At 37.7% G+C, this 6,089-nt stretch carries 5 protein-coding genes, 15 tRNA genes and 1 rRNA gene; 1 reads left to right on the forward strand and 20 read right to left on the reverse strand.

Annotation, left to right across the window (positions count from 1 at the left end; genetic code table 11):
* Nucleotides 1-62 precede the first annotated feature (62 nt).
* The 5 genes from DT250_RS26460 to DT250_RS26480 form a co-directional block, all read right to left on the reverse strand.
* Nucleotides 63-136: transfer RNA gene (locus tag DT250_RS26460), tRNA-Gly, on the reverse strand.
* 114 nt (nucleotides 137-250) lie between these two features.
* The gene (locus DT250_RS26465; protein ID WP_000841323.1) at nucleotides 251-901 is read right to left on the reverse strand and encodes a DsbA family protein; all 651 of its coding nucleotides are present in this window, start codon (nucleotides 899-901) and stop codon (nucleotides 251-253) included.
* Nucleotides 902-1,089: 188 nt separating this feature from the next.
* Nucleotides 1,090-1,866 carry a transglycosylase domain-containing protein gene (locus tag DT250_RS26470; protein ID WP_048541849.1) on the reverse strand — a complete coding sequence of 259 codons (777 nt, stop codon included), beginning with the start codon at nucleotides 1,864-1,866 and terminating at the stop codon, nucleotides 1,090-1,092.
* A 427-nt stretch (nucleotides 1,867-2,293) separates the two neighbouring features.
* Complete coding sequence (locus DT250_RS26475; protein WP_061673522.1) at nucleotides 2,294-2,755, reverse strand: NUDIX hydrolase; 462 nt, start codon at nucleotides 2,753-2,755, stop codon at nucleotides 2,294-2,296.
* Nucleotides 2,756-2,903: 148 nt separating this feature from the next.
* On the reverse strand, nucleotides 2,904-3,623 hold the full coding sequence (locus DT250_RS26480; RefSeq protein WP_000532975.1) for a YebC/PmpR family DNA-binding transcriptional regulator: 720 nt from the start codon (nucleotides 3,621-3,623) through the stop codon (nucleotides 2,904-2,906).
* A 351-nt stretch (nucleotides 3,624-3,974) separates the two neighbouring features.
* Between DT250_RS26480 and DT250_RS26485 the strand changes: the two genes are divergently transcribed.
* On the forward strand, nucleotides 3,975-4,295 hold the full coding sequence (locus tag DT250_RS26485) for a DUF3884 family protein (RefSeq protein ID WP_046956772.1): 321 nt from the start codon (nucleotides 3,975-3,977) through the stop codon (nucleotides 4,293-4,295).
* A 212-nt stretch (nucleotides 4,296-4,507) separates the two neighbouring features.
* Here DT250_RS26485 and DT250_RS26490 read toward each other — a convergent pair.
* The 15 genes from DT250_RS26490 to rrf all read right to left on the reverse strand — a co-directional run bounded on the left by DT250_RS26490 (nucleotide 4,508) and on the right by rrf (nucleotide 5,995).
* Nucleotides 4,508-4,589 (reverse strand) — tRNA-Leu (locus DT250_RS26490).
* 94 nt (nucleotides 4,590-4,683) lie between these two features.
* Nucleotides 4,684-4,758: transfer RNA gene (locus tag DT250_RS26495), tRNA-Gly, on the reverse strand.
* Nucleotides 4,759-4,762: 4 nt separating this feature from the next.
* Nucleotides 4,763-4,837, reverse strand: a tRNA-Gln gene (locus tag DT250_RS26500).
* Nucleotides 4,838-4,900: 63 nt separating this feature from the next.
* Nucleotides 4,901-4,976: transfer RNA gene (locus DT250_RS26505), tRNA-His, on the reverse strand.
* A gap of 19 nt (nucleotides 4,977-4,995) precedes the next feature.
* Nucleotides 4,996-5,069: transfer RNA gene (locus DT250_RS26510), tRNA-Trp, on the reverse strand.
* A gap of 7 nt (nucleotides 5,070-5,076) precedes the next feature.
* Nucleotides 5,077-5,160 (reverse strand) — tRNA-Tyr (locus DT250_RS26515).
* A 10-nt stretch (nucleotides 5,161-5,170) separates the two neighbouring features.
* Nucleotides 5,171-5,246: transfer RNA gene (locus DT250_RS26520), tRNA-Thr, on the reverse strand.
* A gap of 18 nt (nucleotides 5,247-5,264) precedes the next feature.
* Nucleotides 5,265-5,340 (reverse strand) — tRNA-Phe (locus DT250_RS26525).
* A 9-nt stretch (nucleotides 5,341-5,349) separates the two neighbouring features.
* Nucleotides 5,350-5,425 (reverse strand) — tRNA-Asp (locus DT250_RS26530).
* A gap of 3 nt (nucleotides 5,426-5,428) precedes the next feature.
* Nucleotides 5,429-5,505 (reverse strand) — tRNA-Met (locus tag DT250_RS26535).
* A gap of 24 nt (nucleotides 5,506-5,529) precedes the next feature.
* Nucleotides 5,530-5,605, reverse strand: a tRNA-Val gene (locus DT250_RS26540).
* Between the two features lie 5 nt (nucleotides 5,606-5,610).
* Nucleotides 5,611-5,685: transfer RNA gene (locus DT250_RS26545), tRNA-Glu, on the reverse strand.
* Nucleotides 5,686-5,702: 17 nt separating this feature from the next.
* A tRNA-Ser gene (locus tag DT250_RS26550) sits at nucleotides 5,703-5,794 on the reverse strand.
* A gap of 2 nt (nucleotides 5,795-5,796) precedes the next feature.
* Nucleotides 5,797-5,871: transfer RNA gene (locus tag DT250_RS26555), tRNA-Asn, on the reverse strand.
* A gap of 8 nt (nucleotides 5,872-5,879) precedes the next feature.
* Nucleotides 5,880-5,995: ribosomal RNA gene (gene rrf, locus DT250_RS26560) — 5S ribosomal RNA — on the reverse strand.
* Between the last annotated feature and the right edge of the window lie 94 nt (nucleotides 5,996-6,089).

Genomic DNA, 6,089 nt, shown 5'->3' on the forward strand with positions numbered 1-6,089 from the left:
GTTTATCTTAGAAACGAAACACTGCGTTGATCACAATTTATAGAAAAACATTTAATAAAACTTGGAGCGGGTGAAGAGAATCGAACTCTCGACCAGAGCTTGGAAGGCTCTTGTTTTACCACTAAACTACACCCGCAAATATGAAATAAATATAAGATATTAGAATAACTTATGTAAAGTAGTATAGCATGTAAAAAAAACGGAAGCAAGAATTTTATCGAAAAAAGTCGAAAAAGTGATGAGTATCTCATCACTTTTTCAATTCTTTATCAATCGCCTTCTTCATACTATCGAAATCAGGGTTTGCAAGATTTCCGTTTATATATACTGAAGGAGCACCTTGAACTTTTAATTTTTGAGCACGATCTGAATCTTTACGTACTTTTTCTTTTATTTCTTTACTGTGTAAATCTTTCTTAAATTGTTCTACATCAACTTTCGGAAGCTTCTCTTTCACAATGTTAAGAAGTAATTCTTCTGTAATCCATTCTTCCGTGTCTTTCTTTTGACTTTGATAAATCTCATCGTAGAAAATCCAGAATGAATCTTGATCTTGTTTATAAATTGCTTCACCAGCTGCTGCACCTAAATCAGAGTCTTTTCCGATAAATGGGAAGTTAATAAAGTATAACTGCACTTTACCTTTATCGATATATTCTTCTTTTAATCGTGGTAATACTGTTACATCCCAAGTACGACAAGCAGGACATTTGAAGTCTCCAAATTCAACTACCTTAACTGGGGCATCATCTTTCCCTAAAGATTGTTGTGTGGAATAAGCAAACATCTCATTCCCTTTATCTTTTTTGTCATTTATGATGCTATACGCAATTGTTCCGATTACAATCAATACTGCGATAGAAAAAACTACACCAAGAGCCATGAGTTTATTTGATTTCATATACATTCCTCTTTAAATTCATATTCTGTATACAGCATTGTACACAATACACATAATATCAACACTTATATACGTCACGCAATGAACACGCTCACATAAATTACAAAAACACAATAATTGTGACGATATTGTGTCACAATTTGTCACAATTTATTCAAAAAAAGGAAGCTCCTATGTAGGAACTTCCTTTAGCTTACTGCTTTTTCACGAGCACTCTTTAACATCGACTGCTCTGTTTTTATATCATGACGAATTACTAACTTCTCACTAACTGCTTGCACATACTCATTATGATTGATATAGCCTTCTTTCTCCATTAATCTCAAAACGACATTTCGTCTCTCTACGGCCTTATCATAATTTTGTGCAGGTGAGTAATAAGCGGGTGCCTTTACTACAGCAGCCATCATTGCACTTTCAGCCAACGTTAATTGGCTCACCTTTTTACCGAAGTAAAGGTTTGCTGCTTTTTCAATTCCCCATGCTCCTTCTCCGTAATAAATATTACTTACATACAATTTTAAAATTTCATCCTTCGTAAATGTGCGTTCAATTTTTTTCGTATAAAAAATTTCTTTCCACTTACGAGAAAATGTACGTTCATTCGTTAAAAAGGCATTTTTGGATAACTGTTGTGTAATTGTGCTTCCGCCTTGCACAACACCACCAGCTTTTATATTCTCAACAGACGCTCTGACAATCGCTATATAATCTAAACCGTTATGATGATAAAACCTTTTATCTTCTGTCGCAATAAATGCATGTGTTAATGATTCTGGCACCTCTAACTTAGCAGGTACATGTAATTTACTAATATCACTTTGCTCGATCATTACATTTCCAATGAATAATAACGTACAACTTAACAATAATAATAAAATAATGGCTTTATAAAAGAATTTAGTCATTGGATTTAATGCAACTTTTTGATGATAGTTCACCCTAGATAATACTCGTTCTTTCATCTTAAACACCTCTTTTCCACACAGCGTATAACTCTTACTTTAAGAATACCTTGTTGTAAAAAAATATCCCATCGATTTCTCTTACACGTACCTTACATCATTGTAAGGTATAAAAAAGTATTGTATCACAGTCCTTTTTTATCTACTATTCATCTGAAATATTGAATATAGATTATGCTAAACCAATAACAGAGTATACCTTAAGCCTATACTTCCCTATTAAAACATCCTATTTTCATTATATCATCTACAAAAATATATATTTGTAAGTATCTAGTAATCTAAATGTATACAATATATCATACATTACACAGAACAAACGTTCCTGAAATCAATACTAGCACTATTATTATTTTGACCTTTTTCTTAAACAGTATACAAAAAAGAGTAGTGATTTGATTGTATCTCAAACCGGCTACTCTTTTCTTTACAATCTACCTATTAAATTATATGGCTGCACTTCCCACGTTTCGTACGGAATACAATGTGTTGCTCTCATCGCATCAAGCGTTCTGGATTTCATATGAGGACGCGTTATATACTCATCTATATTCTCTTCATTTAAAGCAACAAATTTAGCCTCTTGTATTTCTTCAGGCTGAATTTGTATTTCACCGCTCACGTATGCCACTTTAAAAACAACACCTAGAATGTGCATGGAAGCATTATAATAAACTCCTGTAATACCGATAGGCTTCACCGTTAATCCTGTTTCCTCTTTTATTTCCCTACAAACAGCTTGATCGAGCGCTTCTCCTTCTTCCACCTGTCCTCCTGGCAACTCCCACGTATCCGATCGCCAATGTACTTTAGCTAATAACACTTCGTCTTTTTCATTTGTTAAATAACCTGCTACAGCAACGATATGCTTTGGTGTTTTATGTTCCATATTAAACCTCCTAGAAATAATGATTATTTCATATATCCCTATAAGCATATTCCCTGTCTAAAGCAAAATACCTTTACTAATTCATCCTCTTAATTAACTTCATGAAAAAAAGCCCCTATCCGTTAAATGAACAGGGGCTTCTATCGTATTATTCTCCTAAGTCTACGTTGTGGTAAACTTGTTGCACATCTTCTAGATCTTCTAATGCATCAACCATTTTTTCAAATTGTACTTGAGCATCTTCAGGAAGTTCTACATCACTTTGTGCAAGCATTGTTAATTCTGCAACTGTGAATTCTTCAACACCAGCATCTTTAAGTGCAGATTGTACGGAATGGAATTGATCAGGTTCAGCATACACTATAACAGAATCTTCTTCTTCTAGAATGTCACGTGCATCAACATCTGCTTCCATTAAAATTTCAAGAACTTCATCTGATGTTTTACCTTCAAGACCGATAACAGCTGTCGCATCAAACATGTAAGCTACAGAACCGTTTACACCCATGTTACCACTGTTTTTGCTAAATGCAGCTCGTACATCTGCTGCAGTACGGTTTACGTTATTTGTAAGTGTATCTACAATTACCATAGATCCGTTTGGTCCGAATCCTTCATAACGAAGCTCGTCATAATTTTCTTCTGAACCGCCTTTTGCCTTTTCAACTGCACGATCAATAATTGTTCTTGGTACGTTGTATGTTTTCGCACGTTCTAATACAACTCTAAGCGCTTGGTTTGATTCTGGATCTGGCTCGCCTTGTTTTGCTGCCACATAAATCTCACGTCCAAATTTCGCGTATATACGGCTTGTATTTGCATCTTTTGATGCTTTTTTTTCTTTAATATTATTCCATTTACGACCCATACTTTCCACTCTCTTTCCCGTTTTAAATCTACATAAAAATATTAATATGAAATATAATGTGTATTCAACACATTTTTAAAAGAAATATAAAAAGTTCATTTTTGATTCATATTACAGACATAATATAAATTACTATCATTTTGTTCTTTCGACAAGTTATATTATACATGAATTTCTACATTTATTACGAATTTTAGAAGCACATAGTATAATTTAACAAAAAAGACTCTAACAGAAATGTTAGAGTCTTTTTATATAGCCGATACATATTTCCATAATATTCCCATAACTACTTTCTATTGTTGTATAATAAAAACAGGAAAAAATTTGAAGAGAGATGGAGGGAGAATTATGACACATTCACATGAGAAAAAAGCACATGGTCTGAAAGGAATAGGAGAGAAGTTAAACCCAACTATCTATCAAGTGAGATTCATGAAATTAGATGAACCAATTCAATTTGAGTCATTTCCTGAATTAAAGGAATTAGGAGATTGGTTGAGTACTTCAACGCACATGTGGGCGTGCCACTCAACTATGTACAAGTACAACAAAGAAGAGTTTGAAAAGAGGTTTTTAGAAATTACAAACTTAACCGTTGATAATGTACTAATATCTACTGGTGCTGTCGGATTTAACTTCATGTCACCGGGGTGGAGAAATTCTCTCTAGAGTGCTCGAAGGGAATATTGTATATACAATATTTTGCTGGAATTTTATAGAATATCACAATTAAAAGGATAAAAATGAATGTTTGTTTTTATCCTTTTAATGTTTCGCAGTCTACTCACCGTACACTTTTTGTACTTATTTTGTCATATAATGAAGAGAAAATACAAAAAAACTCTATACTAATTGTATAGAGTTTTTTACCTCGTTTATGATACCGATGGTCGGGGTCGAACCGACACTCCCGAAGGAACACGATTTTGAGTCGTGCGCGTCTGCCAATTCCGCCACATCGGCACAAAAGAAAGGCGGCAACCGGATTTGAACCGGTGGTAAAGGTTTTGCAGTCCTCTGCCTTACCAGTTCGCCACCCCGGCATGTCATATTAAATTGGAGCGGAAGACGGGATTCGAACCCGCGACCCCAACCTTGGCAAGGTTGTATTCTACCACTGAACTACTTCCGCAAAATGGCTGGGCTAGCTGGATTCGAACCAGCGCATGACGGAGTCAAAGTCCGTTGCCTTACCGCTTGGCTATAGCCCATCGAATTCTTACTTAATTATATGTAAGTATCAATTAAATTATTTGTAATTTTAAAAATAAAAATGGGGCGACTGATGGGAATCGAACCCACGAATGCCGGAGCCACAATCCGGTGCGTTAACCACTTCGCCACAACCGCCATGTTGTGTAAATATATTTGGCAGGGGCAGTAGGAATCGAACCCACACTGGAGGTTTTGGAGACCTCAGTTCTACCTTTAAACTATGCCCCTATGTAAATGGTGGAGGGGGGCAGATTCGAACTGCCGAACCCGAAGGAGCGGATTTACAGTCCGCCGCGTTTAGCCACTTCGCTACCCCTCCGAAACTTACATGGTGCCGGCTAGAGGACTTGAACCCCCAACCTACTGATTACAAGTCAGTTGCTCTACCAATTGAGCTAAGCCGGCGTATATTATTAAGATAAATGGTGGCTCGGGACGGAATCGAACCGCCGACACGAGGATTTTCAGTCCTCTGCTCTACCGACTGAGCTACCGAGCCTTATTAAAATGGCGGTCCCGACCGGGGTCGAACCGGCGATCTCCTGCGTGACAGGCAGGCATGTTAACCACTACACCACGGGACCATTTGGTTGCGGGGACAGGATTTGAACCTGCGACCTTCGGGTTATGAGCCCGACGAGCTACCGTGCTGCTCCACCCCGCGATAATACTATTCATATAATTTATATGGTGGAGGATGACGGGATCGAACCGCCGACCCCCTGCTTGTAAGGCAGGTGCTCTCCCAGCTGAGCTAATCCTCCAAAAGTGGTGACCCGTACGGGATTCGAACCCGTGTTACCGCCGTGAAAGGGCGGTGTCTTAACCACTTGACCAACGGGCCAAATATTATAAATCCTATGGCGGAGAGCAAGGGATTCGAACCCTTGATACGCTTGTGACGTATACACGATTTCCAATCGTGCTCCTTCGGCCAACTCGGACAGCTCTCCAATGGCTCCGCAGGTAGGAATCGAACCTACGACCGATCGGTTAACAGCCGATAGCACTACCGCTGAGCTACTGCGGATTAATATTGCTTGGCGACGTCCTACTCTCACAGGGACAAGGTCCCAACTACCATCGGCGCTAGAGAGCTTAACTTCCGTGTTCGGTATGGGAACGGGTGTGACCTCTCTGCCATCATCACCAGACTATTAGTCTATTCCTTCAAAACTAGATAACATTTTCTTTAAAAGTTATAAGTTGTTTATGTCCTCGATCTATTAGATAACATTGCTACATATT

It is taken from the genome of Bacillus sp. AR2-1 (assembly GCF_008368755.1).
Classification (GTDB): domain Bacteria; phylum Bacillota; class Bacilli; order Bacillales; family Bacillaceae_G; genus Bacillus_A; species Bacillus_A wiedmannii.

What these genes read in the sequence shown, in the direction of transcription:
- DT250_RS26465 (WP_000841323.1), bottom strand. Translation starts at nt 901, where the DNA reads ATGAAATCAAATAAACTCATGGCTCTTGGTGTAGTTTTTTCTATCGCA.
- DT250_RS26470 (WP_048541849.1), bottom strand. Translation starts at nt 1,866, where the DNA reads ATGAAAGAACGAGTATTATCTAGGGTGAACTATCATCAAAAAGTTGCA.
- DT250_RS26475 (WP_061673522.1), bottom strand. Translation starts at nt 2,755, where the DNA reads ATGGAACATAAAACACCAAAGCATATCGTTGCTGTAGCAGGTTATTTA.
- DT250_RS26480 (WP_000532975.1), bottom strand. Translation starts at nt 3,623, where the DNA reads ATGGGTCGTAAATGGAATAATATTAAAGAAAAAAAAGCATCAAAAGAT.
- DT250_RS26485 (WP_046956772.1), top strand. Translation starts at nt 3,975, where the DNA reads ATGACACATTCACATGAGAAAAAAGCACATGGTCTGAAAGGAATAGGA.